Annotated in this window: 23 protein-coding genes; 16 read left to right on the plus strand and 7 right to left on the minus strand. The window is 69.0% G+C overall.

Going from position 1 to position 26653, the window contains the following annotated elements:
• The 3 genes from RT91_RS13550 to nanR form a co-directional block, all read right to left on the minus strand.
• Positions 1 to 1188, minus strand: a 1188-nt coding sequence (locus RT91_RS13550) for a four-carbon acid sugar kinase family protein (protein WP_240314301.1), incomplete at its 3' end; no start/stop codon positions are given.
• A complete protein-coding gene (locus RT91_RS13555; protein WP_035187722.1) occupies positions 1101 to 2366 on the minus strand; it encodes a ribulose-bisphosphate carboxylase large subunit family protein in 1266 nt (421 codons plus the stop codon). The genes RT91_RS13555 and RT91_RS13550, both read right to left, overlap by 88 nt.
• An 80-nt stretch (positions 2367 to 2446) precedes the next feature.
• Positions 2447 to 3202 carry a transcriptional regulator NanR gene (gene nanR, locus RT91_RS13560; protein WP_007423175.1) on the minus strand — a complete coding sequence of 252 codons (756 nt, stop codon included), beginning with the start codon at positions 3200 to 3202 and terminating at the stop codon, positions 2447 to 2449.
• A 265-nt stretch (positions 3203 to 3467) separates the two neighbouring features.
• Here nanR and RT91_RS13565 point away from each other — a divergent pair, with 265 nt between their 5' ends.
• The 5 genes from RT91_RS13565 (at position 3468) to RT91_RS13585 (ending at position 8951) form a co-directional block, all read left to right on the plus strand.
• Complete coding sequence (locus RT91_RS13565; RefSeq protein WP_035187723.1) at positions 3468 to 4160, plus strand: DUF2291 domain-containing protein; 693 nt, start codon at positions 3468 to 3470, stop codon at positions 4158 to 4160.
• Positions 4157 to 5671, plus strand: a complete 1515-nt coding sequence (locus tag RT91_RS13570; protein WP_035187724.1) for a sugar ABC transporter ATP-binding protein — start codon at positions 4157 to 4159, stop codon at positions 5669 to 5671. Before RT91_RS13565 ends, RT91_RS13570 begins: the two co-directional genes overlap by 4 nt.
• Entirely contained in the window at positions 5668 to 6765 is a 1098-nt protein-coding gene (locus RT91_RS13575) for an ABC transporter permease (RefSeq protein WP_007423171.1), read from the plus strand. The genes RT91_RS13570 and RT91_RS13575 overlap by 4 nt, the downstream gene beginning before the upstream one ends.
• A gap of 59 nt (positions 6766 to 6824) precedes the next feature.
• Positions 6825 to 7811, plus strand: coding sequence for a D-ribose ABC transporter substrate-binding protein (locus RT91_RS13580; protein ID WP_007423172.1), 987 nt, complete (start codon positions 6825 to 6827; stop codon positions 7809 to 7811).
• 84 nt (positions 7812 to 7895) lie between these two features.
• Positions 7896 to 8951 (plus strand): Gfo/Idh/MocA family protein, encoded by a 1056-nt coding sequence (locus RT91_RS13585; RefSeq protein WP_035187725.1) that lies wholly within the window; start codon positions 7896 to 7898, stop codon positions 8949 to 8951.
• A gap of 54 nt (positions 8952 to 9005) precedes the next feature.
• Here RT91_RS13585 and RT91_RS13590 read toward each other — a convergent pair whose 3' ends face one another.
• From RT91_RS13590 to RT91_RS13600, 3 genes are all read right to left on the minus strand, one after another.
• The gene (locus tag RT91_RS13590; protein ID WP_035187726.1) at positions 9006 to 10682 is read right to left on the minus strand and encodes a tetratricopeptide repeat protein; all 1677 of its coding nucleotides are present in this window, start codon (positions 10680 to 10682) and stop codon (positions 9006 to 9008) included.
• Positions 10683 to 10742: 60 nt separating this feature from the next.
• Complete coding sequence (locus RT91_RS22890) at positions 10743 to 12491, minus strand: lytic transglycosylase domain-containing protein (protein WP_007423168.1); 1749 nt, start codon at positions 12489 to 12491, stop codon at positions 10743 to 10745.
• A 189-nt stretch (positions 12492 to 12680) separates the two neighbouring features.
• Complete coding sequence (locus RT91_RS13600) at positions 12681 to 13520, minus strand: uracil-DNA glycosylase family protein (RefSeq protein WP_035187727.1); 840 nt, start codon at positions 13518 to 13520, stop codon at positions 12681 to 12683.
• An 81-nt stretch (positions 13521 to 13601) separates the two neighbouring features.
• Between RT91_RS13600 and RT91_RS13605 the strand changes: the two genes are divergently transcribed.
• The 11 genes from RT91_RS13605 (at position 13602) to RT91_RS13655 (ending at position 24739) form a co-directional block, all read left to right on the plus strand.
• The gene (locus RT91_RS13605; RefSeq protein WP_013639649.1) at positions 13602 to 15236 is read left to right on the plus strand and encodes an electron transfer flavoprotein-ubiquinone oxidoreductase; all 1635 of its coding nucleotides are present in this window, start codon (positions 13602 to 13604) and stop codon (positions 15234 to 15236) included.
• A gap of 2 nt (positions 15237 to 15238) precedes the next feature.
• Complete coding sequence (locus RT91_RS13610) at positions 15239 to 15712, plus strand: GNAT family N-acetyltransferase (RefSeq protein ID WP_007422806.1); 474 nt, start codon at positions 15239 to 15241, stop codon at positions 15710 to 15712.
• Between the two features lie 60 nt (positions 15713 to 15772).
• The gene (gene dapB / locus RT91_RS13615; RefSeq protein ID WP_035187728.1) at positions 15773 to 16516 is read left to right on the plus strand and encodes a 4-hydroxy-tetrahydrodipicolinate reductase; all 744 of its coding nucleotides are present in this window, start codon (positions 15773 to 15775) and stop codon (positions 16514 to 16516) included.
• 121 nt (positions 16517 to 16637) lie between these two features.
• On the plus strand, positions 16638 to 17825 hold the full coding sequence (gene metK, locus RT91_RS13620) for a methionine adenosyltransferase (RefSeq protein ID WP_007422803.1): 1188 nt from the start codon (positions 16638 to 16640) through the stop codon (positions 17823 to 17825).
• A 16-nt stretch (positions 17826 to 17841) separates the two neighbouring features.
• Positions 17842 to 18519, plus strand: coding sequence for a tRNA (guanosine(46)-N(7))-methyltransferase TrmB (locus tag RT91_RS13625; protein ID WP_035187729.1), 678 nt, complete (start codon positions 17842 to 17844; stop codon positions 18517 to 18519).
• Positions 18520 to 18717: 198 nt separating this feature from the next.
• Positions 18718 to 19980, plus strand: a complete 1263-nt coding sequence (locus RT91_RS13630) for an ABC transporter substrate-binding protein (protein WP_007422801.1) — start codon at positions 18718 to 18720, stop codon at positions 19978 to 19980.
• Between the two features lie 121 nt (positions 19981 to 20101).
• The gene (locus tag RT91_RS13635; protein WP_007422800.1) at positions 20102 to 20971 is read left to right on the plus strand and encodes a branched-chain amino acid ABC transporter permease; all 870 of its coding nucleotides are present in this window, start codon (positions 20102 to 20104) and stop codon (positions 20969 to 20971) included.
• Complete coding sequence (locus RT91_RS13640; RefSeq protein WP_007422799.1) at positions 20968 to 21954, plus strand: branched-chain amino acid ABC transporter permease; 987 nt, start codon at positions 20968 to 20970, stop codon at positions 21952 to 21954. The genes RT91_RS13635 and RT91_RS13640 overlap by 4 nt, the downstream gene beginning before the upstream one ends.
• Positions 21951 to 22715, plus strand: coding sequence for an ABC transporter ATP-binding protein (locus RT91_RS13645; protein WP_035187730.1), 765 nt, complete (start codon positions 21951 to 21953; stop codon positions 22713 to 22715). The genes RT91_RS13640 and RT91_RS13645 overlap by 4 nt, the downstream gene beginning before the upstream one ends.
• Positions 22712 to 23422 (plus strand): ABC transporter ATP-binding protein, encoded by a 711-nt coding sequence (locus RT91_RS13650; protein WP_007422797.1) that lies wholly within the window; start codon positions 22712 to 22714, stop codon positions 23420 to 23422. The genes RT91_RS13645 and RT91_RS13650 overlap by 4 nt, the downstream gene beginning before the upstream one ends.
• 99 nt (positions 23423 to 23521) lie before the next feature.
• Positions 23522 to 24739, plus strand: coding sequence for a YbfB/YjiJ family MFS transporter (locus RT91_RS13655; protein ID WP_035187731.1), 1218 nt, complete (start codon positions 23522 to 23524; stop codon positions 24737 to 24739).
• Between the two features lie 12 nt (positions 24740 to 24751).
• Here RT91_RS13655 and ilvD read toward each other — a convergent pair whose 3' ends face one another.
• A complete protein-coding gene (gene ilvD, locus RT91_RS13660; protein ID WP_035187732.1) occupies positions 24752 to 26605 on the minus strand; it encodes a dihydroxy-acid dehydratase in 1854 nt (617 codons plus the stop codon).
• Positions 26606 to 26653: the final 48 nt, after the last annotated feature.

Below are 26653 nucleotides of genomic sequence, written 5' to 3' on the forward strand. Positions count from 1 at the left end.
GAGGCCGGCGCCGATCCGGGCATGGATTGTCTCGGCGGGTTCGCCCGCCGCGGCGATGGCCGCACGGGTGCGGATGATGGCCGGATCATCCGGCCCTTCGGCGGTGTGCAGCACGACGCTGCGCCCCTCGCGCAGGGCGGCGAGGCCGTCGCGCTCGGCGCGGTCGAGTTCCCGCGCCCAGAGGGCGGGGTCGGCGGCGGCGGCGGCGTCGATCGCGAAGGCGGCGAAGCCGTCGCGCCGCGCCTGCGCGATCTGGGCGGCGGTGACCGGCGCGCACGAGGCGGAGACGACGGCGATGCGCTTGACCGGCGGGGCGGATGCGGGTTCGGCCTCCGGCTCCAGCAGGCCGATCCGCCGCCAGTGCGCGACGAGGGCGTATTCGACGCCCTGCGAGCCGATCGCGAAGAGGCGCTCGCCCCGATGGTCCCAGATCAGCCGGCCGGCTTCCGCGATCGTGGCCTCGTCGATGGCATCGAGCGAGACGATCCGCTCGCCGGCGTCGAGGCAGGCGGCCAGCGCCGCGTCGCCGCGGCCGGCTTGCAGGGCGACGAGGTCGACCAGCCCCATCGGCGCCGCGATCTGGCGGGCGAGGTGACGGCGGAGATCGGCCTCGTCCATCGGGGTGACGGGATGGCGGGACATGGTCGGGTGCCGGTCGAGCCGGTGGACCGCGCCGCCGGCGACGGCGAAGAGATTGCCGAAGGCCTGGTAGCGGCCGAGCGCGGGGGCGGCGACGAGCAGCGGGTGCCAGGCGCCGCCGAGGCGCGGGACGCCGAGTTCGATCGCCCGGCCGATCGAGCCGATTTGCGGCGCGGAGTCGAAGGTCGAGCAGACCTTGTAATGGGTGACCGGCGCGCCGATGCGGGCGAGGGTGTCGAAGATGCCGGGAAGGTTCGCGTCCATCCAGGCCGGCGTCTGCGAGCGGGCGATCCCCGCGATGCCGACGGCGCGGCAATCGGCGAAGCGGGCGAGGGCGGCCTCGTCGGGCGGTTCGAGGAATAGCACGGTGGGCACACCGGCGAAGCCGAGCACCTCCATCACCGCCGACGAACCGGTATAATCGTCGCCGTAGAAGCCGATCAGCCTGTCGCCGCGCGGGGTCAGGACGCGCCCTCCAGCGCCCGGGCCAGCGCCGGGTGCGTCTTCGCGTGCTCGGCGGCGGGAATGCCGGCCATCGCCGCGTCCCACGCCGCGCGCAGGGCCGCCACGCCTTCGGCCGGCCCGCCGGGATGGCCCATGATGCCGCCACCGGCGGCGTAGATCAGGTCGGCCGAGCCGAGCGCCGCATAGGTGTCGCCCGCCTGGCGGACGGACTGGCCGGAGGAGAAGACCGGCATGACGACATTCGGCGCCGCATCGGACATCGGGGTGAGGCAGGCGCGCGCGGAGGCGATGACGCTGTCGTCATCCTCGGAGAACTTGTTGCGCAGGCCGTTCACATGCATGTGGTCGGCGCCGGCGAGGCGCCAGATCTTCTGCCAGGCGACATAGGACCAGCCCAGCAGCGGGTGCCGCGACAGCGCGCCCCAGCCGTTGCGATGCGCGTGGACCGGCAGCGCGGCGTGGCGCGACAGCGCGAGGAAGCCGCTGACGCCCACGGAGTTGAGGCTCGCCATCACGCAGGTGCCGCCGAGCTCGCGCACGAGGTCGTGCCGGCGACGCATCTCGTCGACCTCGCCGGTCAGGTTGAAGGCGAACATCACCTTCTTTCCGGTGCGCTCGGCATGATCGTTGACGACGCGCATCACCGCGCGGGCGCGGGCCTCGAACGGGCAGGCGGGGCCGTCGGCCTGCAACTCGTCGTCCTTGATGAAGTCGATGCCGGCCTCGCAGAGGGTGGCGACCAGGGCGGCGGTCTGCCCGGCATCGAAGCCGACGCTGGGCTTGACGATGGTGCCGATCAGCGGCCGCCCCTCGACGCCGGCAAGCCGCCGCGTGCCGGGGATGCCGAAGCGCACGCCGGGATTGGCGGCGGCGAAGCTCGCGGGCAGCCGCAGGTCGAGCAGGCGCAGGCCGGAGAACTGGCGCAGTTCGAAGAGATTGCCGGCCACGGTCGCGACGAGATTGGGCAGCGACGGGCCGAGATTGTCCACCGGCCAGGAAAGGGTGACGGCGGCGCGGCGGAAGACCGGCGGCGCCGCGCCGCGCGGGGTTCCGGCGCCGGGCAGGGAGGGCGAGCCGACCGTTTCCAGGACATCGAGCCGCTCGACCCGTGCCGCGGCGCGCGCCTTGAGTTCGGGGGTTTCGCCGGGCACCGGCACGAAGGTGCCGCTCGACTGCTCGCCGGCCATCGCCGCGGCGGCGTGGCCGGGGTCGAACGCGGTCTCGATCAGGTAATCGGCTTCGATGCGTTCCGCGCCACTCACTGGACATCCTTCCCTTCGCGCCGCTTGCCGGGCGCAACTGGTATGATGAGTAGTTCAGTCAGCGGGGTCGCGCAAGGGGATCAGGCGAGGGAAGGCTGCTCGGTCTCGGGGGTGGCGGCCTCGTTCATCAGGGCCGAATAGAGGGCGTTCGCCCGGCTGAGATGCTCGGTCATCGCGACGGCCGCGGCATCGGCGTCGCCGGCGGCGATGGCGCGGTAGATCCTGTCGTGCTCGGCGAGCGTCAGGCGTTCCGCGCCGCGGGCCGAGACCAGGTCGCGCTTGAAGCGCATCATCCACGAGGCGAGGCCCTGGCAGACCGCGGTGATCAGGGAGTTGCCGGTCATCTCGGCGATGCGGCGGTGGAATTCCATGTCGGCGGCGATGAAGCGCGGCGCGTCGCCGCGCGAATCGTGGCAGGCGGCGAGCGCCTCGCGCAGCGCCGCGAGGCCTTCGCGGGTGGCGCGCATCGTCGCCACCCGCGCGAGCCCGACCTCGAACAGCAGGCGCGCCTCCTTCAACTCATCGAGACCACGCGGGCTGTTGGCGAGGAGTTGCAGCATCGCGCCGGAAATCTGTTCGATGATCGTCTCCGCCGAGGGCTGGATCACCCGCGCCCGCTCGCCGTGGGAAATCCGGATCAGCCCCATCTGCTGCAGGCTCTGCATCGCCTCGCGGATCGCGGGGCGGCCGACGCCGAGCATCTGCATCAGTTCGCGCTCCGCCGGCAGTTGCGAGCCGGGCGGGAACTGCCGCGCCTCGATCGCGGCGATCAGCCGGTCGAGCACCTCGTGCGACAGTTTCCGCCGTTCCACCGGCCTTGGTTCGAGCCTTTTCATGATCCAGCCATTCCACCTGCTTCCGGGCGCCGCGCGCCGAGTGACGATGCCCTTCGAGATGGGCCCCGTTCATCATCCGTCCATATCCCCGTCGTCCCGAAGGCGCAGGCAGGTCCGCGGACGGAATGCAGCCGGGCCCCTCTTGATGGTATGATGACTATGTGACATCTTCCCGGCACCGTAAATGCCATTCATAACGGCAGCGGACGGAGGAACGTTTCGTGACATCAGACCGAATTCCGCCCCGCGACGCCGCGACGGGCCCATGAGCAGGTCGATTGCCGCCGGCCTGCGGTATCCAAGGCTCGTGGGTTTCCTCGGCTTCTGCGTGGTCTTCGCCGCCCTCTGGGCCGGCGGGCTGGTCGCCACCGTCCGGCCGATCGGCGGGTCCGCCGCCGGCGACAGCCATCCCTCCGCCGGACTGGCCTTCAAGCCGGACGCCTATGTCGCGCGGATCTGGGGAACGCGCGTGGTGCCGGACGCGCGGCGCGAAAGCGCCAGCCTCGCCACCGTGCTCGCCGCGCTGGCGAAGGACAAGGGCGCGGCCCTGGCGCGGTACGGCCACAAGGTCGCCAGCACCTACAACATTCTGGTGCGCTTCACCGGCACGGTGGGCAAGGTGGATACCTCGTCGCCGATCGGGACGATGCGGGTGACCGTGGCGGGAGCGAGCCCGGTGGCCGTGAAGGTCGCGACCGGGCCGGTGATTCTCGGCACCACGCTGCGCGACGCGCTGAAGTTCATCAGCTTCGGCGAGTTCCTCAACCAGATCCAGTACGGCGACGTCGCCGACGCGCTCAACAGCCGCGTGGTGAAGACGGTCGTCGCGCCGCTCGACCTCGCGAAGCTGAAGGGGCGGAGCGTGACCGTCTACGGCGCCTGGACCTATGACGACGGCGATCCGTCCGACATCACGGTGACGCCGGTGATCATCGAGGCCGGAAAGGCGGGCGGATGAGCGCGCCGGTCTTCCAGGCCGAGAGCGTGACCAAGGCGTTTCCCGGCACGCTGGCGCTGGATCGCGTCGATTTCGCGGCCCATGCCGGTGCCGTGAACATCCTGGTCGGCGAGAACGGCGCCGGAAAGTCGACGCTGATGAAGATCATCGCCGGCGCCGAGCGGCCGACCGGCGGCCGCCTGCTGCTCGACGGCGAGCCGGTCAGCTTTGCCACGCCCTCGGAAGCGACGGCGAAAGGCATCGGCATCATCTACCAGGAACTCGATCTCTGCCCGAATCTTTCGGTGGCGGAGAACATCTTCCTCGGCCATGAGGCCGGCAAGGGCGCGCTGGTCGACCGCAAGCGGCAGATCGAGGTGGCGCGGCAGATCCTGCGCCGCCTCGATCACGACATCGACCCGAACCGCCTGGTCGGCGACCTGAGCGTGAGCCTGCAGCAGATCGTCGCCATCGCCAAGGCGCTGCGCCACGAGGTGCGGGTGCTGATCATGGACGAGCCGACCTCGGCGCTCTCCGCCGGCGAGGTGCGCACGCTGTTCAAGCTGATCCGCGACCTCAAGGCGCAGGGCGTCGCGATCATCTACATCTCGCACCGGATGGAGGAGCTTCTCGAGATCGGCGACTACATCACGGTGCTTCGCGACGGCCGGGTCGCCGCGCATGCGCCGATGCAGGGCGTCGACATGGGCTGGATCCTGCATCGGATGCTCGGCGACACCACGCTCGACGTGCCGCATCACGGCAATGTCGCGACCGGGGCGCCGATCCTCGCGGTGGCCGGGCTGCGCTGCCCGCGCACGGAGAACGGCGTGTCGGTCGAGGGCGTGTCGCTCGAGGTGAGGCGCGGCGAGATCGTCGGCCTGTTCGGGCTGATGGGCGCGGGGCGGACGGAACTGCTCGAATGCCTGATGGGGCTGCACCCGGAATCGACCGGCGAGGTCGCGCTCGCCGGCGAGACGCTCGATCCGCGCCTCGGCCTCGACCAGCGGATCGCCCGCGGCATGATGCTGATCCCGGAGGACCGGCAGGCCGCGGGCATCGTGCAGACGATGACGCTGGGCGAGAACATCACCCTCGCCAATCTCGGGCAGTACGAAAACTTCGGCTGGCTGCAACGGAATTTCGGCGCGTCCGACATTGCCGCGACGATCCGCAACCTCGCGATCAAGGCGTTCTCGCCCACGCAGATGATCACCACGCTCTCCGGCGGCAACCAGCAGAAGGCGATCGTCGGCAAGGCGCTGCTCATCCGCCCGCAGCTGCTGCTGATGGACGAGCCCGGCCGTGGCATCGACGTGAAGGCGAAGGCGGAGATCTTCACCATCATGAACCGTCTCGCCGCCGAGGGCATCGGCATTCTCTTCGTCTCGTCCGAGGTGAAGGAGATCGTCGCCCTCGCGGACCGGACGATCGTGATGTCCGAAGGGCGCATCACGGCGGAATTCGCGCGCGGCGCCTATGACGAACAGGACCTCATGCGCGCCGCCGCCCGCGCGCGGGAGGCCGCATGAGCGGACAATCGGAACAGGTCGAGAGAATGAGCGAGACAGTCGAAACCTCTGCACCCGCCTCGGCCCCGGCGCTCGCGGCCCTGCTGCTGCGCTTCCGCGCCTTCGTCGCGCTGATCGTGATCATGGCGCTGTTCGCCTTTCTCTCGCCGGCGTTTCTCACCTGGTCAAACATCATCACCGTGCTGGTGCAGTCCTCGATCAACGGCCTGCTCGCGATCGGCATGACATTCGTCATCGTCTCCGGCGGGATCGACCTTTCGGTGGGCTCCATCGCCGGGCTTTGCGGCATGATCGTCGGCGCGCTGATCGATGTCGGGCTGCCGGTGCCGTTCCTGGGCGTGGTGATCTACCCGCATGCCTGGGCGGCGGTCGCCATCGCGCTGGCCGCCGGCGCGCTGATCGGCGCGATCAACGGCTTCGTCATCACCAGGATGAAGGTCGCCCCCTTCATCGCGACACTCGGCATGCTCTACATCGCGCGCGGCATCGCCCTGCTCAGCAACAACGGTTCGACCTTTCCCTTCCTCGACGGGCACAAGGCGCTCGGCAACCGGGGCTTTCCCTGGCTCGGCAACGGGCTGCTGCTGCACATCCCGGTGCCGATCTGGCTGCTGGTGATCGCGAGCGTGGTGGCCACGGGCATCGCCGAGCGCACGAAGTTCGGCCGCCATGTCTACGCGATCGGCGGCAACGAGCGCGCGGCCGCGCTCTCCGGCGTGCGGGTGCTCGCGGTGCGCGCGCGGGTCTATGTGATTTCCGGCGTGCTGGCGGCGCTGGCGGGCATCGTCATCGCCGCGCAGCTCGACTCCGCGGGGGCGGCGGCCGGCACCGGCTACGAGCTGAACGCCATCGCCGCGGCGGTGCTCGGCGGCACGTCGCTGATGGGCGGCAAGGGAACGATCGGCGGCAGCGTGATCGGCGCGCTGGTGATCGCCGTGCTGGTCGACGGGCTGATCCTGCTCGGCGTGTCGGATTTCTGGCAGATGATCATTACGGGTTTCGTGATCGTGCTGGCGGTGGCGATCGATCAGGTGCAATTCCGCGGCGTGCGCATGCCCTGGGGCCGGCGCCGCGGCAAGGAGGTAACGCCCTGAACAGCGTTCAGGAGGTTGCGAACAATCAACGAGTTCAACAGCAAGCGGAGGAACTGACCATGAAACTGAAGACACTGCTCGGCCCGGCCTGCCTCGGCGCCGTGCTTGCCGCATCGGCGGCGCTGCCGGCCCATGCCGCGACCCAGCCGGCGATCCATTCGCAGAAGGGCAGCAACGGCAAGACGATCGCCATCTTCGTCCCCTCGCTCAGCAATCCGTTCTTCGTGGCGGAGGAAAAATTCGCCGCCGAGGAAGCGACGAAGCTCGGCTACGGCACGATGGTCGCGAGCCATAACGGCAATGCCTATACCCAGCTCAACCTGATCAAGACCGCGATCGCGCGCCACGTCGCCGCGATCATTCTCGACAATGCGGGCGCGGATTCGTCGATCTCGGCGGTGAAGCTCGCGACCAAGGCGGGCGTTCCGGTCTTCCTGATCGACCGCGAGATCAACGCCAAGGGCATCGCCAAGGCGCAGATCGTCTCCAACAACTTCCAGGGCGCGCAGCTGGAGGGGACGGAGTTCGCGAAGCTGATGGGCTACAAGGGCACCTATGTCGAGCTGACCGGCCTGCCGTCGGACACCAACGCCAAGGTCCGCTCGCAGGGTGTCGCCAGCGTGCTCAAGCATTTCTCCGGCATGAAGATGGTCGCCGTGCAGACCGCCGACTGGTCGCAGTCGAAGGGCTTCCAGGTGACGCAGACGCTGCTCGAGGCGCATCCGCACATCAAGGGCCTGATCGCCGACAACGACACGATGGCGATGGGTGCTGAAGCGGCGCTGCTCGCGGCCCACAAGCCGAACGTGATCGTCACCGGCTTCGATGGCAGCCCGGACGTGATCAATTCGATCCGCAAGGGCCAGATCAAGGCCGACGTGCTGCAGCCGATCGCGACCTTCTCGCGCGAGGCGGTGATCGAGGCGGACAAATACATCCGCACCGGCAAGACCGGCAAGCCGGAGAAGCAGGAGCTGAACTGCACGCTGATCACCAAGGCGAATGTCGGCGACTACACCAACTGGGCGATGAAATCGAAATCCTGAGCTGGCGGCTCGGCAACCACCCGGCGGCCCTTCGCGGGGCCGCCGGCAAAAATCGATCTGAACACCGACGGAACGGGGCGGCGAATGCTCAACGGGGCGCTGATCGGCTGCGGCTTCTTCGCGCAGAACCAGCTTCGGGCCTGGGCGGAGGCCGGCGATGCCGGCATCGTCGCCCTGTGCGACCGGGATGCGGCGCGGCTTGCGGCAACCGCGGCGCGCTTCGGCATCGCCCGCACCTATGACGACGCGGCGGAGATGCTCGCCCGCGAGCGGCCCGACTTCGTCGACATCGCGACCACCGTGGCCTCCCACGTGCCGCTGGTGACCCTGGCGGCGCGCGCCGGTGTGCCGGTGATCTGCCAGAAGCCGTTCACCGAAACGCTCGCCGAGGGGGCGGAACTGGTCGAGACCTGCCGGCGGGCGGGCGTGCCATTGATGGTGCACGAGAATTTCCGCTGGCAGGCGCCGATCCGCGCGGTGCGCCGCGTGCTCGATGAAGGCGAGATCGGCCAGCCGTTCTGGGCGCGCATCGCCTTCCGCTCGGCCTACGACGTCTATGCCGGACAGCCCTATCTGGCCGAGGGATCGCGCTTCATCATCCAGGATCTCGGCATACACCTGCTCGATGTCGCGCGGTTTCTGTTTGGCGAGGTGACGACCCTGGCGGCGCGGACCCAGCGGGTGAATCCCCGCATCTCCGGCGAGGACGTGGCGACGATGATGCTCGGCCACGCGGCGGGGGTGACGACGGTCGTCGATTGCAGCTACGCCAGCGCGCAGGTACGCGAGCTGTTTCCGCAGAGCCTGATCGAGATCGACGGGGCGCGCGGCACGCTCCGGCTCGGCGCCGATTACGAACTCGTCGTGCACGCCGATGGCGCGACGCGGCGCGAGACCGTCGCCCCCGACGAGGCGCGCTGGGGACCGGCGCCCTGGCACGGCATTCAGCACAGCGTGTTCGACATCCAGGAGCATTTCATCGCGTGCCTGCGCGGCGGGCGCGAACCGGAAACCTCGGGGGCGGACAATCTCCGCACCCTCGCGCTGGTCGAGGCGGCCTATCTGTCGGCGCAGCGCGGCAGCGCGCCGGTCGATCCCGCCGCGCTCGTGGCGGCGGCGCGGGACGAGGCCGGGGGCTGACCCGAAAGGGGAGGAGACTGGCTCGGGCGCGGTCGCCGGCTGCCGCGGAGGTTGTCAGCCGGTGGCGAGCGGCGCCTCTCCCATGCGGCTCAACGCGGCGAATACCGAACGAACCGGCCCGGACCAGTCGCCGAGATGCTCCTGGCGATGAAGGGTGATCGAGTCGTACCATGGCGTATCGGTCCGGCCGAGCAGCCAGCGCCAGTCGCACGAAGCCGAAAGCAGAACGTGACACGGCTTGCCCATCGCGCCGGCCAGATGGGCGATCGACGTGTCGACGGTCACGAGGCCGTCGAGATGGTGAAGGATGCCGGCGGTGGCGCCGAAGTCGGTGATCCGGGATGCCAGGCTGTCGATCTCGTAGTCCGCGCATCGCGCGCCAAGCTGCAGCGCGACGAAGCGCACTCCGGGGAGATCGAACAGGCGGGTCAGGGCGCCGGGCGGCAACGAGCGGCGCCGGTCGTTGTTGTGGCCGGGGTTGCCGGCCCAGACCAGTCCGAAGACCCGTTCGCCACGGCGCGGCGCGAGATCGGCGAAGCGCGCGATCTCGGCCTCCGGCGCCGCGAGATAGCCGCCGGACGCCGGGATCGCGGACGGCGTGAGGCGAAGTACATGAGGCAGGCTCATCTGGTCGATCGCGCAGTCGACATCGGCGGGCGCCGGATCATCGAGCCGGCAAAGGCCGATGCCGAGATGCGCGAACAGCGGGAACAGCGGCGCATGGCAGGCGAGGGTGACGCGGCGCGCCTGCGCGGCCAGCGCGGGCAGGAAGCGCGCGAACATGATCGTATCGCCCAGACCCTGTTCCGCGCGGACGAGCAGGTGGCGGCCGGCCAGCGATTCGCCGCGCCAGACGGGTGCCGGCAGACGGTCGAAATGCGGGCCATAGATCGGATGACGCTTGCGCCATTCATACGCCTCGAACCCGGTCGCGAAATCGCCGGACAGCAGGGCGGCGACGCCGCGGTTCCATTGCGCCACGGCGAAATCGGGATCGAGCGCGATGGCCCGGTCGCACAATGCGATGGCTTCCGCCGTATCGCCACGGATGGTGCGCAGCACGGCCAGGCTGGCCAGCGCCTCCCGCAGGTCGGGATTGATCTCGAGTGCCGCGCGCAGGTCGGCCTCGCCCTCATCGATCCGGTCGAGCCCGATCAGCGCGTTGCCGCGGTTGAGCAAGGCCCCCGCATGGCCGGGCTGCGCGGCGAGCACCAGATTGAAGAGGTCGATGGCGGGGCCCGGCTTGCCGAGCGCCGAGAGTGCTGAGCCAAGGGTGAACCGTGCGTGGTCGCAGCCCGGATCCAGCGCCAGGGCCAGGGCCGCGCAGCGCGCCGCCTCGGCGTTGGCGCCGGCCGCCAGATGGGCCGCGGCCAGTCCGGCCTGCGCCGGCGCGAAGCCCGGCCGCAGCCTTACCGCCTCGGCATAGGCTGTGACCGCGCCCGCCGCATCGCCGCGGTCGATCCGCACCGCGCCGGCGACCATCCATCCCTCCGCCAGGTTCGGCATGGCGGCGCAGGCGGCAGAGGCGTCGCGTTCCGCGGCATCGAGCGCGCCGAGCGACCAGAGCGCCAGCGCCCGGTTGGCGAGCGCCGCGGGAAAGCCGGGCAGGACCTCGAGCACGCCGGTGAAGCATGCCGCCGCTTCGGCGTAATTGCCGCTCCCATGGGCCGCGAGCCCTCCGGCGAAAAGCTGTTCGGGCGAGGCGGAGGACGCGAGCACATTCTGATCCATGCCCGCAGCTTAAAGAGATGAGCTTAACGAAACCTTACGGGCGCCGCCCGCCGGCGCGGTTCAGCGGTCGGCGACCGCGGTGCCGTAATCCTGCAGCTGCGGCGCGTGTCCTTCGGCCAAGGCGGTGAGGCTCGCCGGCACGTCGCCGATCTGCTCGGCATAGATCCAGCTGTCGGCCAGCACCTGCTGGACGAAGCGGCGGGTGGCCGCGTTCGGGATCGATTCGATGAAGATCAGCGGATCGCCGCCGTCCTTGATCGTGTCGACCCATTTCGACGCGGCGACCGGGCCGGCATTGTAGCTGGCCAGAATGTCGAGCAGGTTGCGCTTCACGTCGGGCTGGGCCGCCAGGTAGCGCAGATAGGACTGGCCGAGCGCGAGGTTGGCCGCCGGATCGTCCAGCCGGTCGGCGATGCCGTAGCGGTGCGCCATCGCGAGCGCGGTCGCCGGCATCAGCTGCATCAGCCCGCGCGCGCCGACCACGGAAACGGCGCGCGGGTTGAAGCCGGATTCGGTGCGGGCGAGCGCATAGACCAGCGCGGGATCGACGCTGAATCCGCCGGCCGGGTGCAGGGCGGGCAGGGGCAGCTTCACCCCGGCAATTTCGTTGCCCGGCAGGACGCGGGTGAGCGCCACCGCGACATCGATCAGCCCGGCGCGGGCGGCGACGCGAAGTGCCGCGCGGCCGAGATTGGGATCGGACTTGATCTGCGGCCACAGGCTGCGCAGGGCGAGCGCCGCATCGCTGTCGCGGCCGACCTGCAGCAGCGCGAAGGCGAGGGCGCCTTCCGGCTGCGCCGCGACCGCCTCGACATCGGCTTCGGACAGGCTGGCGGCAAGGCTGCTGCCGCCGAGATCCCGGCCGAGCAGCCGTCCGGCGAGCATGCCGTAGAACGTGCCCGAATTGTTCGCCGCCTTGCCGAGCCAGGCGAGATAGGCGTCCGCCTGCCCAAGGCGGAGTGCCGCGCGCGCGGCCCAGAAGGCGCCGGCGGCGTGCCGGTCGGGCCCGCAATCGGGCGATTCGGCGGCGTGCTCGAAGAAGGGCAGCGCCTCGGACATCCGGCCCAGCCGCCAGGCGGCGAGGCCGGCGACGAAATCCGGGTCCCACACCCGGTTGCCGCCTTCCTTGGCCGCGGCGGCGGCGATCGAAAGGGCCTGTTCGTAATCGCCGCGGTCGAAGACCTGACGGGCGACGATCGCGCGCAGCGCCGCGCCTTGGGCGAAGGAGATATGATTGTCGTTCCGGATCAGGCCGATGGCGCGGCCGCTCTCGCCGCTGCCGCTCAGGCGCTGCACATATCCGGCAAGGCGCATCGGCACCCGGACTCCTCCGGCCGGCGGCGTCGCCGCGCCGGTGGGGACGATTTCGGGCTCCGGCAGGTAGTCGACCGTTGCGGGCGGCATGTGGCCCCCGCGCGGCAGCCGCTTGGCCAGCAGCGCGCGGATGCGGTTCGTGCCGGGCTGGCCGCCATAGGCCTTGAGCCAGGCCTCGAGTTCATGCGGCGTCGAATGGTGATAGGGGCCGAGATAGAGCTGCGCCTGCACCTGGCCCATCAGCATGTCGTTGTCGAGCCGGTGGATCAGCGCCGCCGCCTCGGCCACGCGCCCCGCGGCCTGATCGGCGAAGATCCGGCGATACAGCGTCACGTCGCTCGGCGCGAGCGGGCGGGCGAGCACCACCTCGGCGCCGTTCGCCGGCGTCGAGCGCGGGATCGCATACGCTACGGATTCCGGGCGCGATGCAGCGCCCTGCTTGTCGGTCGAAGGCCCCCTGAGTCCGGCCGGCGCCGCATGTGCGATCGCGGGCATACCGACGGACAACGCCGCCGTGACGATGCACGCCCGGGCGACGCTTAGGCGGGAGAGCTTTTTAACGGCCCCTCGCATGACCGTTCGGCTACACGCCAAATTCCCGGCTGGGCAAGCTCTCCAAGAGGGCAAAATTCTAAAAAAATATACAAAACAAGGAAAACCGCAGGACTTGCGGCCGAATAATTTTCAACTTTTCGTGATGTCTTGTGAATTTCGCATGTCAGCATCGCGCAGGATGCGGGATTCGACACATTCGCGCCGCAATTCCAGAAGGTCCGCCCAGGCGAGGCGCTTCGCGGCGGGCTGCCGCAGCAGGTAGGCGGGATGGTAGGTCGGCAGGGCGCGCAGCGTCTGGTCGAGCCCCTCGATCGTCACCTCCCGCCACTTGCCGCGCAGCCGGGTGATGCCGTCCTTGCCGCCGATCAGCGCGCGCACCGCGACGGCGCCGAGCAGCACCAGCCGTTCCGGCCGCACCAGGGCGATGTGGCGGTGCAGAAACGGCAGGCATTGCGCGATTTCGGTATCCGACGGCGTGCGGTTTCCCGGCGGCCGCCAGGGCACGACGTTGACGATGCGCACGGTGCCGCGGTCGAGGCCGATGCTGCCGAGCATCTTGTCGAGCAACTGGCCGGCGGGGCCGACGAAGGGCCGGCCGATGCGGTCTTCCTCGCCGCCCGGCGCCTCGCCGATGATCATGATCCGCGCATCCTCGGCGCCGTCCGCGAAGACGAGCTGCGTCGCCGTCCGCTTGAGCGCGCACTGGTCGAAAGCCTCGAGGGCGGCGCGCAATTCGGCGAGCGAGGCGGCACCGGGCGCGGACGGGGCGGTGGGAAGCCGCACGACGGTGCCCGGCCCGGCCGGAGCGGCCGGAGCGGGCGAGGCCGGGCGGTGTTGCGGCGATGCCGCCGCGCGGTCGGGCGGCGTTTCCAGCAGCGCCTCGTCCGCGCCCCATTCGGCCTGCAGCGCCAGGGCGGCGAGCAGGGCGGCGTGGCTGTCTCCCGTCATCTCTCCGCCTTGAGCGTTCATGGCCCGATTTGCGCCCGGGGCCGGGTTTTGCGCAATGCCGCGAGCTTCCCTATACGTTAATCGAAGCGCAGGAGGAATCGCATGTCAGACACAGTGCCGCCCCGGGAATCCATGGAATTCGACGTCGTCGTGGTCGGCGCCGGCCCGGCCGGCCTGTCGGCGGCGATCAGGCTGAAACAGATCAACGCCGAGCTTTCGGTCTGCGTCGTCGAAAAAGGCGGGGAGGTCGGCGCGCATATTCTCTCCGGCTGCGTGCTGGAACCGCGCGCGATGACCGAACTGCTGCCCGACGCCGATATCGGCGCGATCGAGTTCTCGGCGAAGGCGGGCGAGGACCGTTTCCTGTTCCTCACCGAAACCGGCAGCCACCGCATGCCGACGCCGCCGCAGATGAACAATCACGGCAATTTCGTCGTCAGCCTCGGCAATGTGGTCCGCTTCCTGGGCGCGAAGGCGGAGGAGCTCGGCGTCGAGATCTATCCCGGCTTCGCCGCGGCGGAGCTGCTGGTCGAGGAGGGCCGCGTCGCCGGCATCGCCACCGGCGACATGGGAATTGGCAAGGACGGCCAGCCCACCGCGCAATACCAGCGCGGGATGGAACTGCGCGCAACATATACGGTGTTCGCCGAGGGCTGCCGCGGCTCGCTCGGCAAGCAGCTGATGTCCCGCTTCGGCCTGCGCGACGGGGTCGATCCGCAGACCTACGGCATCGGCATCAAGGAACTCTGGGAGGTGCCGGCGGAGCGCCACAATCCCGGCATGGTCATGCACACGATCGGCTGGCCGCTCGATACCAAAACCTATGGCGGCTCGTTCCTCTACCATCTGGGCGGCAACCTGATGGCCTACGGGTTCGTCATCGGACTCGACTACGAGAACCCCTATCTCTCCCCCTTCGAGGAGATGCAGCGCTTCAAGACCCACAAGGCGATCCGCCCCTATTTCGAGGGCGCGAAGCGCATCTCCTACGGCGCTCGGGCGCTGAACGAGGGCGGCTTCCAGTCGATCCCCCGGCTCGCCTTTCCCGGCGGCGTGCTGGTCGGCTGCGAGGCGGGGTTCCTCAACGTGCCCAAGATCAAGGGCACCCACACCGCGATGAAATCCGGCATGCTCGCCGCCGAGGCGATCGCCGAGGCGCTGTCCGGCAGCCGCCCCGCGACACTCGACGCCTTCCCCGAGAAGGTGCGCGCCTCCTGGCTCTGGCCCGAGCTTCAGGCGGTGCGCAACATCCGCCCCGGCTTCGCGAAATTCGGCATGTGGGGCGGGCTGATCAACGCCGCCTTCGAAACCTACGTCACCCGCGGCAAGTCGCCCTGGACGCTGCGCAACCACGCCGACAACACCGCGCTGAAGCCCGCCCGCGACGCAACCCCCATCGCCTATCCGAAGCCCGATGGCGCGCTCACCTTCGACCGGCTGAGTTCGGTCTTCATCTCCAACACCAATCACGAGGAAAACCAGCCGGCGCATCTCACGCTGCTCGACCCGGCGAAGGCGATTTCGGTGAACTGGGCCGAATACCGCAGCCCGGAGACGCGCTACTGCCCGGCCGGCGTCTACGAGATCGTCGGCGCCGAGGCGGGCGATCCGAAGCTGCAGATCAACGCGCAGAACTGCGTGCACTGCAAGACCTGCGACATCAAGGACCCGACGCAGAACATCAACTGGGTGGTGCCCGAGGGCGCCGGCGGCCCGGCCTATCCGGGCGGGATGTGAGCATGGAGGCGGCGTGCTCCATCCGCGCCGCCGGCGAGGCCGACCTTGCCGCCGTGGCGCGGATCACCGCGGCGGCCTACGGGCCGTATGTCGCCGAATTCGGCGCGCCGCCCGTGCCGATGACCGACGATCACGCCGCCAGGATCGCCCGCGGCGAAACCTTCCTCGCCGAGATCGCGCATGATCCGGTCGGCCTCGTCAGCCTCGAACTGCACGATGACCATGCGCTGGTGTTCAGCGTCGCGGTCGATCCGCCGTCGCAGGGCAGGGGCCTTGCCGGCGCGCTGCTACGCTTTGCCGAGACCCGCGCGCGCGGCGCGGGGCGGCGCGAACTCCGGCTCTATACCAACGCCCGCATGACGCGGAACATCGCCATCTACCTGGCGCACGGGTTTCGCGAGACCGGCCGCCGCCCGCACCCGCACCGCGCCGGCTGGACGCTGGTGGACATGGCCAAGACCCTCGATCGTCCCTGACCGGCCCGACCCGTGCCGCCGATTTGCAAAATCCCGCCATTGGCCCGATAGGCAGACGCCATGAACGGAGCAGACCTGCGGATCGGCATTGCCGGCATCACCGGCCGGATGGGCAAGCTGCTGGCCGAGGCCGTGCCGCTGGCCGGCGCCACGCTGGCCGGCGGCATCGGCCGCGACGGTGACCTCGCCGCGCTCGCGCGCGAGAGCGATGTGGTGATCGACTTCACCGTGGCCGCCACGGTCAGCCGCCATGCCGGCATCCTCGCCGCAGCCGGCACGCCCTGGGTGCTCGGCACCACCGGATTCGATCCGGCCGCCGAGGCCGACATCGCCGATGCGGCCGCGCGGATTCCGGTTTTTCAGGCGGCGAATTTCGCGCCGGGCGTGAACCTGGTGATCGCGCTGGCCGAGCGCCTCGGCGCCGCCCTCGCCGCCGAGACCCACGATGCCGAAATCCTCGAGATGCACCACCGCCAGAAGATCGACGCGCCCTCGGGCACCGCGCTGGCGATCGGTGCTGCGGTGGCGCGGGGCAGGGGCGTCGACCTTGCGGCGGTGAAGGACTCCGGGCGCGATGGCCATACCGGCAAGCGCGAGACCGGCGCCATCGGCTTTGCCGCCCTGCGCGGCGGGCAGATCGTCGGCAGCCACAGCGCGATCTTCACCAGCGCCGTCGAGCAGATCACGCTCACCCACCACGCGCTCGACCGGCGGATTTTCGCCGAAGGCGCGGTCCGCGCCGCGCTGTGGCTGGCCGGCCACGCGCCCGGGCGCTACGGCATGCGCGACCTGCTCGGCCTGTAGCCGCGCCGCCCCTTGTCTTGACCCCCGGGCGCGATTGCGCCATGCCCCGGCACGCTCCGGCATTCGGCCGGCGCCGCCGCCCGGCCCGGGCACGACGTCTTCGCGACAAGAGGAGAAATCCATGCGCGACAAAGGTGACTACCTGTTCACCTCGGAATCGGTCTCCGAGGGCCACCCCGACAAGGTTGCCGACCGGATTTCGGACACGGTGCTCGACGCCTTCCTGGCGGCGGATCCCTATGCGCGCGTCGCCTGCGAAACGCTGGTGACGACCAACCGCATCGTGCTCGCCGGCGAAACCCGCGGCCCCTCGACCATCACCCGCGAATATCTCGCCCATCTCGCCCGCCTCGCCGTGCATGACATCGGCTACGAGCAGGAAGGCTTCTCCTGGCGCGACGCCAAGATCGACGTGCTGCTGCACGAGCAGTCGGCCGACATCGCCGCCGGCGTCGACGCCGCCGGCAACAAGGACGAGGGCGCGGGCGACCAGGGCATCATGTTCGGCTATGCCTGCTCCGAGACCGACGCGCTGATGCCGGCGCCGATCTATTACGCCCACCTGATCCTCCGCCGCATGACCGAGCTGCGCAAGATCGGCGATGCCCGCGCCGCCGGCCTGCTGCCGGACGCCAAGAGCCAGGTCACCCTGCGCTATGCCGATGGCAAGCCGGTCGGCACCACCTCGATCGTGGTCTCGACCCAGCACGAGGACGGGATGAGCCAGGACGAGATCAAGGCGATGCTCCGCCCGCTCGTCACCGAGCTGCTGCCCGATGGCTGGATGTGCCCGGACGATCAGTTTTACGTGAACCCGACGGGCAAGTTCGTCATCGGCGGGCCGGACGGCGATTGCGGGCTGACCGGACGCAAGATCATCGTCGACACCTATGGCGGCGCGGCCCCGCATGGCGGCGGCGCCTTCTCCGGCAAGGACCCGACCAAGGTCGACCGTTCCGCCGCCTACATGTGCCGCTACCTCGCGAAGAACGTGGTCGCCGCCGGCCTCGCCACCCGCTGCACCATCCAGGTCAGCTACGCGATCGGCGTGTCGCACCCGCTTTCGGTCTATGTCGACATGCACGGCACCGAGCGGGACGTCGATCACGCCAGGCTCGAAACCGTGCTGCGCGAACTGGTGAACCTCACCCCGCGCGGCATCCGCGAGCATCTGCACCTCAACCGGCCGATCTACGTGCCGACCTCCGCCTACGGCCATTTCGGCCGCGAGCCGGACGACCGGCTGGGCACCTTCACCTGGGAGAAGACCGACCTCGCGCCGGCGCTGAAGGCCGCGTTTGGCCGCTGAGGAGACGGTTGAGGAGATGGCGGGCGGCAAGGCGCTGAAGCCGCCGCCCGACCGGCTCTATGGCCGCGCCCGCGGCCACGCGCTGCGGGCCCGCCAAGAGGAGCTGATCGAGACGTTGCTGCCGCGTCTGCGCTGGCCGGAGCGGACTTTCGCGATCGCGCCGAAGGAACTCTGGCTCGAGGTCGGCGCCGGCGGGTTCGAGCATGCCGAGGCGATCGCCGCGGCCAATCCCGAAATCGGCCTTGTCGCCTGCGAGGTGTTCGTCAACTGCATCGCCTCGCTGCTCTCGCGCCTCGCCCCCGAGGGTGTCGAGCCGACAATCCCGCCCAACCTGCGCGTGCACGACGACGACGCCCGCGCCCTGCTGCGCACCCTGCCGGCGGGATCGGTCTCGCGCCTGTTCCTGATGTTCCCCGATCCCTGGCCGAAGGCGCGCCACGCGAAGCGGCGGTTCGTCCATCCGGCGATCCTCGCCGAGGTCGCCCGCGTGCTCCGGCCGGGCGGGCTGTGGCGGATCGCCAGCGACGACCCGACCTATCAACAATGGGTTGAGGAAGTATTTTCTAACGCAGAGGCATTTTTTTTGTTAAGTAAATCCGGAATTCGCCCCCCGGACTGGCCGCCGACCCGATATGAAGCCAAGGCCATCAAGGCAGGGCGCCAGCCGCACTACTGGACATTTGTTGTAAAATAGCCTGTCAATTCGACGTTTTACGACCTCCGGGCTGTTGACAGATCAGGTATGCAGGATAAAACCGGAATGTGACGTGCGGTTGCCACGATATAACCGGGGTCAGCACATCGTAAGACCCTCGTGTTAGTAGAATGCGGACCGCGCCTGATCGCTGGGCCGAATGCGTCGTGTGAAGCGGCCACAAGTACGGAAGGGGAAATGATCCAAATGGATTTCGAGAACTCTGCATCGTTCAAGCGTCGCGGGCTGCTGAAGGCTGGCGCCGCCGCCGGCGTGTCCAGCCTTGTCCTCCCGCAAGTCAGCTGGGGCGCCAGCGAAACGCCGGTCAAGATCGGCATGATCGACCCGCGCACCGGCGTCTACGCGCCTGCGGGTCACAACGAGATCATCGGCGCCACCATGGCGGTCGACGAGATCAACAAGAAGGGCGGCATTCTCGGCCGGCCCGTCCAGCTTCTCGTCGAGGACGACAACAGCCTGCCCGGGCCTGCCGTCAGCAAGGCGCAGAAGCTCGTCGCCGAGGACAAGGTGAACTTCCTGATGGGCACGGTGAATTCGGCCGCGTCCGAATCGCTCAGCCAGTTCGCCCTTCAGCACGAGATGCTGTTCGTCGACACCGGCGGCCACGCGGATGACGTGACCGGCAGCAAGTGCCACTGGACCACGTTCCGCACCTGCTCGACCACCTGGATGCTCACCGCCGGCGACTTCGAGACGCTCTTCAAGAAGTTCGGCAAGAAGTGGTTCTTCATCGTGCCCGACTATGCCTTCGGTCACGCCCTCTACAAGGACTACATGATCCAGCTGAAGAAGGCGGGCGGCCAGGCCGCGGGCCACGCGCTCGCGCCGCTGGGCACCACCGACTTCTCCTCCTACCTGATCCGCGCCCGCGCCGCGAAGCCGGACGTGCTGATCTGCCTGCAGGCGGGCGACGACCTCGTGAACCTGCTGAAGCAGGCCGTGCAGTTCGGCCTCGACAAGCAGATGGCGATCGCCGGCGCGCTGCAGGAAATGGAAGTGCTCCAGGCGCTGCCGAAGGCCGCTCTCCTCGGCTGGTGGACCTTCGAGTGGTACTGGAACCAGCCCGGCGTTCCGCATGTCGCCGATTTCGTGACGGCGGTGAAGAAGCGCACCGGCGGCAAGGTGCCGACGGCGCGAACCTGGTTCGGCTATGCCACCGCCCACGCCATCGCGATGGCCGCGAACAATGCCAAGTCGCTCGACTCGCTGAAGGTGGTGAAGGCCCTCGAGGGCATGGAACTGCCGCCGGATGTGGCACTGCAGCCGGGCAAGGTTTACTACCGCGCCGGGGACCATCAGATGATGGCGAACATGTTCCCCGGCTACGTCCCCAAGGACGCGAGCTACCCGAACCTGTTCAAGGTGGCCGAAGTGGTGCCGAGCGAGAAGATCGCCCTGTCGCCGGAGGCCGCCGGCTGCAAGATGACGTACCCGAGCTGAAGCCCCGCCCGCGTGGCGGACTGGACCGGCCCACGGCGAAAGCCGTGGGCCCGTTCGCCGCATCCGCCGCGCGACCTCGTCTCCAGCCGCGCCCGCGGGCGCCAGATATGAAGTAAGATCCGTGGAAACTCTGCTTGTCTACAGCGCCTTCAACGGGTTGGTGGTCGGCATCTTCTATGCGCTCATGGCGCTGGGACTGTCGCTGATCCTCGGCCTGAACGGCGTCATCAATTTCGCCCATGGCACCTTCATGGCGCTCGGCGGCTATCTCGCCTTCACCCTCGAACCCTATATCGGCTTCTGGGGCGGGCTGATCGTCGCGCCGCTGCTGGCGGTGGTGGTCGGCGTCGTGACCGAACGGGTGCTGATCCGCCCGCTCTACGGGCGCGATCCGCTGTTCTCGCTGCTGCTGACCTTCGGCCTCGCGATGATCATGCAGGACATGATCCGCACCATCTGGGGCTCGATCGGGCAGCCCTTCGCCCTGCCGAACTACCTCAACTCACCGCTCAGCTCCTCGATGTTCTTTCTCACCGGCTTCCGCATCGTGGTCATCCTGATCACCGTGCTGGTCACCGGCGCGCTGTTCGCGGTGCTGCGGTTCAGCCGCATCGGCATCCGCATCCGCGCCGGCAATGCCGATCTCGAAACCATCTCCTCTCTCGGGGTGAACATCTTCTTCCTGCGCGCGGCGAATTTCGGCATCGGCATCTTCCTTGCCGGCGTGGCCGGCATCCTCGCCGCCGGCCAGCTCGGCCTGTCGCCGACGATCGGTGATTCGCTGATCATGCCCGCCTTCGTCGCCATCATCGTCGGTGGCGTCGGCAGCCTGATGGGCAGCGTGCTCGGCGGGCTCATCATCGGCATGGCCTCCGGCCTCACCGCGGCCTTCTATCCGGTCGCGCAGGAAGTCGTCATCTACGTCATCATGGCGGTGGTCCTGGTCATCCGCCCCCGCGGCCTGCTCGGCCAGGAAGGTCTGTTCGAATGAGCACTGCACTCGACACCAAGCCGGCCACGCGGCCCGCGCCCTCGATCGGCGGACGCGAGATCTCCGCGGCGATCATCTGGCTCGCCCTGCTGTTCGTGCCGATCTGGCTGCCGGCCGTCGGCGGCTTCACCGATCTCGCCTCGCGCGTGCTGATCTACGCGATGGCCGCGACCGGGCTGAACCTGCTGCTCGGCTACACCGGCGGCCTGTCCTTCGGCCATGCGGCCTATTTCGGCCTCGGCGCCTACGGCACCGGCCTGTTCATCATCCATGTCATTCCCTCGATGCCGCTCGCCCTCATCGCCGGCACGCTGCTCGGCGGCATCGGCGGCATCCTGGTCGGCCCGATGGTGATGAAGCGCAAGGGCATCTACTTCTCGATGATCACCATCGCCTTCGGCCAGATGTTCTACTTCCTCGCCGTGCGCTGGAACACCGTCACCGGCGGCGAGGACGGGCTGACCGGCTTCTCCCGCGTGCCGCTGCATCTCGGCGGCGAAACCATCAATCTCGGCCCGGCGCGCTTCTATTATGTCGTGCTGGCGCTTTTCGCGGTGGTCATGCTCGTCGTCTGGCAGATCCTCCGCTCGCCGATGGGCCATGCCTTCGTCGCCACGCGCGAGAACACCACCCGGCTGCGCTTCCTCGGCGTCGCGGTGGACAAGCAGGTCTGGGTCGCCTTCGCGATCTCGGCCTTCATCACCGCACTCGCCGGCAGCCTGAACGCGATGCTGACCGCCTTCGCCTCGCCGGACGACCTGCAATGGCAGCTCTCCGGCTCCTTCGTCGTCATCTGCGTGCTCGGCGGGATGCGCAGCTTCTGGGGACCGTTCCTCGGCGCCGTGATCTACATCGTCGCGCAGGACTACCTCTCCAGCGTGACCCAGAACTGGATGACCTATATCGGCCTGATCTTCGTCCTGTCGGTGCTGTTCTTCCCGCAGGGCCTGCTCGGCTTCATCAAGGGGAGGGCGCGGTCGTGAGCCTTCTGAAACTCGAACATGTCGGCCGCCGCTTCGGCGCGCTGCAGGCGCTGAAGGACATCTCGCTCGCGGTCGAGCCGGGCGAGCTGCGCGCCGTCATCGGCCCGAACGGCGCGGGCAAGACCACGCTGTTCAACCTGATCAGCGGCTTCTTCCCGCCCACCGAGGGGCAGATCATCTTCGACGGCCAGCCGATCACCGCGGTCAGCCCGAACGAGCTGGTCCGCCGCGGCATCATCCGCACCTTCCAGATCACCCAGGTCTTCCTCTCGCTCTCGGTCTACGAGAATGTCCGCGTCGCGGTGGAAACGGCGATGGGCCTGCAGCTCCGCCCCTGGATCTCGCGGGCGACGCGCGCGAAGGTCGATGAAAAGGTGGACGAGCTGCTCCATGTCACCCGCATCGCCGACAAGGCGGACCGCATCGTCGGCGAGATGTCGCATGGCGACCAGCGCGTGGTGGAAATCGGCATCGCCCTGTCGCGCCATCCGCGCCTGCTCCTGCTCGACGAGCCGACCGCCGGCATGGGGGATGAGGAAACCCACCACATGACCGACCTGATCCGCCGGCTCAACAAGGACCAGGGCATCACCATGCTGTTCGTCGAGCACGACATGGCGATCGTGTTCGGCATCGCCGACCGCATCACCGTGCTCGACAACGGCACCTTCCTCGCCGAGGGCACCGCGGCGGAAATCTCCGCCAACCCGCGCGTCCAGAGCGCCTATCTCGGAACCGCCATCGAGGAGACCGCCGCATGAGTGCCGTTCTCGAAGCCGAGGGCCTGCAGACCTATTACGGCAAGAGCCATATCCTGCACGGCGTCTCGCTGAAGGTGAACCAGGGCGAGCTGATCGCCCTGCTCGGCCGCAACGGCGCCGGCAAGACCACCACCATGCGCAGCGTCATGGGCCTCACCCCGCCCCGCGATGGCAACATCAAGCTCTTCGGCAAGGATGTGACCAGGGCGGCTTCCCATCGCATCGCCAATGCCGGCGTCGGCTATGTTCCCGAGGGCCGCAAGATCTTCGGGCACATGACGGTGCACGAGAACCTGCTCGTTCCCCCCGAGACCAAGGGGCCGTGGACGATCGAGACGATCTACAAGCTCTTCCCGCGCCTTGAGGAACGCAAGACGAGCAAGGGCGGCCGGCTTTCGGGCGGCGAGCAGGAAATGCTCGCCATCGCCCGCGCGCTGCTGCTCAACCCCAAGTTCCTGATCCTCGACGAACCCTCCCAGGGGCTCGCGCCGGTCATCGTGCAGGAAGTCATGCGCACGATCGGGCGGATGAAAGGCGAGGGGATGTCGATCCTGCTGGTCGAGCAGAACGCGCATCTCGCCCTCCAGCTCGCCGACCGCGCCTATGTGCTCTCCGACGGCGAGGTCGTCTATGACGGCTCCGCCGCCGAACTCGGTGCGGATACGGAACGGATGGAACACCTCGCCGGCGTCAGCCACGCCGGCTGACGTTGTGTCGATTAGCGTCAGCCACACGGGCTGACGCTGTGGCGATTGGCGGCTGCGCGCCGTTCATCTAAGCATGGCAGGTCAGTCATGAGGCCTGCCATGTCATCGATCGCCGCCCCTCCCACCGCCACGACCGCGACCGACCGCGAGGCCGCGAAGGTCATGGCGGCGGGCATCGCCAGCATGGTCCTCACCGTCGGCCTCGCCCGCTTCCTCTACACGCCGCTGCTGCCGGTGATGCAGGAGCAGGCGCATCTCTCCGTCACCGGCGGCGGCTGGCTCGCCACCATCAACTACGCCGGCTACATGACGGGCACGCTGCTGATCGCCGCGATCGGCGACCTGCGCACCCGTTTCCTGTTCTACCGCGCCCTGCTGGTCATCGCCGTTATCACCACGGCGGCGATGGGCCTGACCACCAGCCTCGTCGCCTGGGCGGTGCTGCGCTTCCTCGCCGGAATGACGGCGGTGGGCGCGCTGCTGCTCGGCACCGGGCTGATGCTCGCCTGGCTGCGCCATCACGGCAGGCGGCTCGAACTCGGCGTGCCCTTCGGCGGCCTCGGCCTCGGCATCGTCGTCTCCGGCCTGCTGCCGATGGCGATGGCCTTCCGGCTCAACTGGGCGGGCGAGTGGATCGCCTCCGGCCTGTTCGGCATCGTCTTCCTGATCCCCGCCTGGATCTGGATGCCGATGCCCCCGCAAGCCGATGCCGCCGGCCCCGCCGCCCTGGCGGACACGCCGCCGGTCGCCCGCTGGATGGCGCTGTTCGTCGCCGCCTATTTCTGCGCCGGCGTCGGCTATGTCGTCAGCGCCACCTTCATCGTCGCCCTCGTGGCGCATCTGCCGGCGCTGCGCGGCATGGGGAACCTGGTCTGGGTCGTGGTCGGCCTCGGCGCGATCCCGACCGCTCCGCTCTGGGACCGCGTCGCGCGCCGCACCGGCGACATCAGGGCGCTGCTCGCCGCCTTCGCCCTGCTCACGCTCAGCATCGCAATCGGCGCGACCACGCGCGGCGTCGCCCTCTCGCTGGTCGGTGCCGCCCTCTACGGATGTTCGTTCAACGGCATCACCAGCATGACGCTGACGATCATCGGCCGGCTCTACCCGCGCAACCCCTCGAAGGCGATGGCGCGGATGACGATCAGCTTCGGCGCCGCGCAGATCATCGCGCCCGCCGTCTCGGGCTATATCGCCGCGCTCACCGGCAGCTACGACGGCGCGCTGTGGATGGCCGCCGCGGTGATGGTCACCGGCATGGCCTGCCTGCTGCTGCTCCCGCGCCGGCGCACCCAGGCGGCAGCCGAAGCCGCCGCCTGATCCATACGATCCTCAGCGCCCGCGCTGCACCTGCGTCACGTCGCGCACCGCGCCGTTGGCCGCACTCGTGGTCAGCGCCGCATAGGCCTGCAGCGCGGCGGAGACCACGCGCTCGCGCGCGGCCGGTTTCCACGCCGCCTTGCCCTTCGCCTCCATCGCCGCGCGCCGCGCTTCCAGCGTCGCCTCGTCGAGCTTCACGTCGAGCTTGCGGTTCGGGATGTCGATGGCGATGATGTCGCCCTCCTCGACCAGCCCGATCGCCCCGCCCTGCGCCGCTTCCGGCGAGATATGCCCGATCGACAGCCCCGCCGTGCCGCCGGAGAACCGCCCGTCGGTGATCAGCGCGCAGGATTTCCCAAGGCCCTTCGATTTCAGGTACGAGGTCGGATACAGCATTTCCTGCATCCCCGGCCCGCCTTTCGGCCCCTCGTAGCGGATCAGCACCACGTCGCCCGCCTTCACCCTGTCGCCGAGAATGCCGGCGACCGCGTCCTCCTGGCTTTCGAAGATCCGCGCCGGCCCCTCGAAGACGAGGATCGACGCATCGACGCCAGCCGTCTTCACGATCGCGCCGTCGAGCGCGATGTTGCCATACAGCACGGCGAGCCCGCCATCCTTGCTGAACGCGTGCTCGGCGTCGCGGATGACGCCGTTCTCGCGGTCGAGATCGAGGCTTTCGTAGCGCCGGCTCTGGCTGAACGCCTCCGTCGTCCGCACCCCGCCGGGGGCGGCGCTGTAGAGCGTCTTCGCCGTCTCGCCGCCGCGCATCACGTCCCAGCGGTCGATCGCCTCGCCGATCGTCTTCTCGTGCACCGTGGCGCAGTCGCGATGGATCAGCCCGGCGCGGTCGAGGGCGCCGAGAATGCCCATGATGCCGCCGGCGCGGTGCACGTCCTCCATGTGGACATTGCTGACCGAGGGCGAGACCTTGCAGAGATTGGGCACCCGGCGCGACAGCCGGTCGATGTCCGCCATGGTGAAGTCGAGTTCCGCCTCGCGTGCCGCGGCCAGCAGGTGCAGCACCGTGTTGGTCGACCCGCCCATCGCGATATCGAGCGACATCGCGTTCTCGAACGCCTTGAACCCGCCGATCCGGCGCGGCAGCACGCCCTCGTCGTCCTGCTCGTAATAGCGCCGGGCGAGATCGACGATCTGCCATCCCGCCTCGACGAACAGCCGCTTGCGGTCGGCATGGGTGGCGAGCAGCGAGCCGTTGCCCGGCAGGGCGAGGCCGAGCGCCTCGGTCAGGCAGTTCATCGAATTGGCGGTGAACATGCCCGAGCACGAGCCGCAGGTGGGGCAGGCGGAGCGTTCCATCACCGCGGCCTGCTCGTCGGTCTTGGTCGGGTCGGCGGCGACGACCATGGCGGTGATCAGGTCGGCGGCCCTGGTCTCGCCATCGGCGATGTATTTGCCCGCCTCCATCGGCCCGCCCGAGACGAAGATGGTCGGGATGTTCAGCCGCATCGCCGCCATCAGCATGCCCGGCGTGATCTTGTCGCAGTTGGAAATGCAGACCAGCGCGTCGGCGCAATGGGCGTTGACCATGTATTCCACCGCATCGGCGATCAGCTCGCGCGAGGGCAGCGAATACAGCATGCCGCCATGACCCATGGCGATGCCGTCATCGACGGCGATGGTGTTGAACTCCTTCGCCACCCCGCCGGCCGCCTCGATCTCGCGGGCGACGAGCTGGCCGAGATCCTTCAGGTGCACATGGCCCGGCACGAACTGGGTGAAGGAATTGGCGATGGCAATGATCGGCTTGCCGAAATCCGCATCGCCCATGCCGGTCGCGCGCCACAGCGCGCGGGCGCCCGCCATGTTGCGGCCGTGGGTGGAGGTGCGGGAACGGTATTGGGGCATGGTGTCTCGTTTCCAGTCTGGCAATTTTGCCGGTTACTATAGGGTCAG

The sequence above is a fragment of the Acidiphilium sp. JA12-A1 genome, assembly GCF_000724705.2.
Lineage (GTDB): Bacteria > Pseudomonadota > Alphaproteobacteria > Acetobacterales > Acetobacteraceae > Acidiphilium > Acidiphilium multivorum.

What these genes read in the sequence shown, in the direction of transcription:
- nanR (WP_007423175.1), bottom strand. Translation starts at nt 3,202, where the DNA reads ATGAAAAGGCTCGAACCAAGGCCGGTGGAACGGCGGAAACTGTCGCAC.
- RT91_RS13565 (WP_035187723.1), top strand. Translation starts at nt 3,468, where the DNA reads ATGAGCAGGTCGATTGCCGCCGGCCTGCGGTATCCAAGGCTCGTGGGT.
- RT91_RS13570 (WP_035187724.1), top strand. Translation starts at nt 4,157, where the DNA reads ATGAGCGCGCCGGTCTTCCAGGCCGAGAGCGTGACCAAGGCGTTTCCC.
- RT91_RS13575 (WP_007423171.1), top strand. Translation starts at nt 5,668, where the DNA reads ATGAGCGGACAATCGGAACAGGTCGAGAGAATGAGCGAGACAGTCGAA.
- RT91_RS13580 (WP_007423172.1), top strand. Translation starts at nt 6,825, where the DNA reads ATGAAACTGAAGACACTGCTCGGCCCGGCCTGCCTCGGCGCCGTGCTT.
- RT91_RS13585 (WP_035187725.1), top strand. Translation starts at nt 7,896, where the DNA reads ATGCTCAACGGGGCGCTGATCGGCTGCGGCTTCTTCGCGCAGAACCAG.
- RT91_RS13590 (WP_035187726.1), bottom strand. Translation starts at nt 10,682, where the DNA reads ATGGATCAGAATGTGCTCGCGTCCTCCGCCTCGCCCGAACAGCTTTTC.
- RT91_RS22890 (WP_007423168.1), bottom strand. Translation starts at nt 12,491, where the DNA reads ATGCCCGCGATCGCACATGCGGCGCCGGCCGGACTCAGGGGGCCTTCG.
- RT91_RS13600 (WP_035187727.1), bottom strand. Translation starts at nt 13,520, where the DNA reads ATGAACGCTCAAGGCGGAGAGATGACGGGAGACAGCCACGCCGCCCTG.
- RT91_RS13605 (WP_013639649.1), top strand. Translation starts at nt 13,602, where the DNA reads ATGTCAGACACAGTGCCGCCCCGGGAATCCATGGAATTCGACGTCGTC.
- RT91_RS13610 (WP_007422806.1), top strand. Translation starts at nt 15,239, where the DNA reads ATGGAGGCGGCGTGCTCCATCCGCGCCGCCGGCGAGGCCGACCTTGCC.
- dapB (WP_035187728.1), top strand. Translation starts at nt 15,773, where the DNA reads ATGAACGGAGCAGACCTGCGGATCGGCATTGCCGGCATCACCGGCCGG.
- metK (WP_007422803.1), top strand. Translation starts at nt 16,638, where the DNA reads ATGCGCGACAAAGGTGACTACCTGTTCACCTCGGAATCGGTCTCCGAG.
- RT91_RS13625 (WP_035187729.1), top strand. Translation starts at nt 17,842, where the DNA reads ATGGCGGGCGGCAAGGCGCTGAAGCCGCCGCCCGACCGGCTCTATGGC.
- RT91_RS13630 (WP_007422801.1), top strand. Translation starts at nt 18,718, where the DNA reads ATGATCCAAATGGATTTCGAGAACTCTGCATCGTTCAAGCGTCGCGGG.
- RT91_RS13640 (WP_007422799.1), top strand. Translation starts at nt 20,968, where the DNA reads ATGAGCACTGCACTCGACACCAAGCCGGCCACGCGGCCCGCGCCCTCG.
- RT91_RS13650 (WP_007422797.1), top strand. Translation starts at nt 22,712, where the DNA reads ATGAGTGCCGTTCTCGAAGCCGAGGGCCTGCAGACCTATTACGGCAAG.
- RT91_RS13655 (WP_035187731.1), top strand. Translation starts at nt 23,522, where the DNA reads ATGTCATCGATCGCCGCCCCTCCCACCGCCACGACCGCGACCGACCGC.
- ilvD (WP_035187732.1), bottom strand. Translation starts at nt 26,605, where the DNA reads ATGCCCCAATACCGTTCCCGCACCTCCACCCACGGCCGCAACATGGCG.